Here is a 1,056-nt window from a genome sequence, read left to right on the forward strand (position 1 = left end):
TCCATTTCGAATTCTCTTTCAATAGTCCTGCGTCCCTTAGATCATCATTCAAACTACGTTGCCCGTCCTCGTACCACACATTAGCGAGATACCTACCGAACACATCACTCTTGTACGTCTGCACGTAGATATCTTTATGTTCTACACATTCTCTAGTGAACGCTGTTGCCTCTTTAAACTTATCCTGTCCTCTTTCTGGCGTATCGACACCTAGCAAACGTACACGACGTTTAGCGTAGGTATCAAAGCCATAATCGAGTAAAATATCCAAAGTATCCCCGTCCACAACATTGGTGCATGTTGCTTTGTAGGTGTAGAGATTGTTGATGTCTATCGTAAACACTCCCTGTTCCTTTTTATGTCACACTCACTAACTTTCATCGTCACTCTACTTCCTGCTACCTTAACCACAAAGCCTTTGACACCTAACTCACGTAACTCCTGTTGTATTTGTGTAGGTGTCTTGCCTTGTGTAGCATAGCGATAGCGTTGGTTAATTGTGTTGCTAAGTATCATGAGATTAACTCCTCACATATCTCATCAAACGTTTGAATACCTCTACCGTCAGTAATATCCATAATTACGCCATAGACATACTGATTGATGCTGAACTCTGCTCGGTCCTGTTCATCTGAAACATGTCCTGTTCCTTGTCTGATGTCAGTACATTGAACGTAAATCTTAATATCCTTCTCACTATCTTTTTTGAGGCGCTGTGCGTACCCCATTTCGCAAATTGTCCCTTGTGCATGAGGTAAGTAGTCAAATATCATTACATCGCTTATTTCCATGCCTAGTGTGTCGTTAAACACAATACGTTCTGCTAGTTTATCTTGCTTAGCATTCGCTTTATCATTTATATCCTTATCGTCATGTGGTGCGTAGACTTTAAAACCTAATCGCTGTAACTCTTGCTTTTCCCACTCACGACGCATCTGTTGTCCTATGCTTAGCATGTCGCCACCTAAATAGATCATTGTTGGTCCTCCCACTTTTCAAATGCACGATTTAAATACCAACGCGCTTTATCTAAATCTTCTTTACCATTCTTATGAT

At 40.9% G+C, this 1,056-nt stretch carries 3 protein-coding genes; all 3 read right to left on the reverse strand.

Annotated features, from left to right (window positions below; all coding sequences use genetic code 11):
* The coding region (locus HMPREF2881_RS01735) for a thermonuclease family protein (protein WP_070653627.1) at positions 1–343 on the reverse strand (343 nt) is incomplete at its 3' end.
* Entirely contained in the window at positions 331–516 is a 186-nt protein-coding gene (locus HMPREF2881_RS11970; protein ID WP_070653628.1) for a hypothetical protein, read from the reverse strand. The genes HMPREF2881_RS11970 and HMPREF2881_RS01735, both read right to left, overlap by 13 nt.
* Positions 513–977, reverse strand: a complete 465-nt coding sequence (locus HMPREF2881_RS01745; protein ID WP_070653629.1) for a nucleoside 2-deoxyribosyltransferase — start codon at positions 975–977, stop codon at positions 513–515. The genes HMPREF2881_RS11970 and HMPREF2881_RS01745 overlap by 4 nt, the downstream gene beginning before the upstream one ends.
* Between the last annotated feature and the right edge of the window lie 79 nt (positions 978–1,056).

This window comes from Staphylococcus sp. HMSC057A08 (assembly GCF_001812925.1).
GTDB classification, from domain to species: Bacteria; Bacillota; Bacilli; order Staphylococcales; family Staphylococcaceae; genus Staphylococcus; species Staphylococcus hominis.

Bases quoted from the DNA above. Each gene is read 5' to 3' on its own strand.
- HMPREF2881_RS11970 (WP_070653628.1), bottom strand. From the start codon at position 516: ATGATACTTAGCAACACAATTAACCAACGCTATCGCTATGCTACACAA.
- HMPREF2881_RS01745 (WP_070653629.1), bottom strand. From the start codon at position 977: ATGATCTATTTAGGTGGCGACATGCTAAGCATAGGACAACAGATGCGT.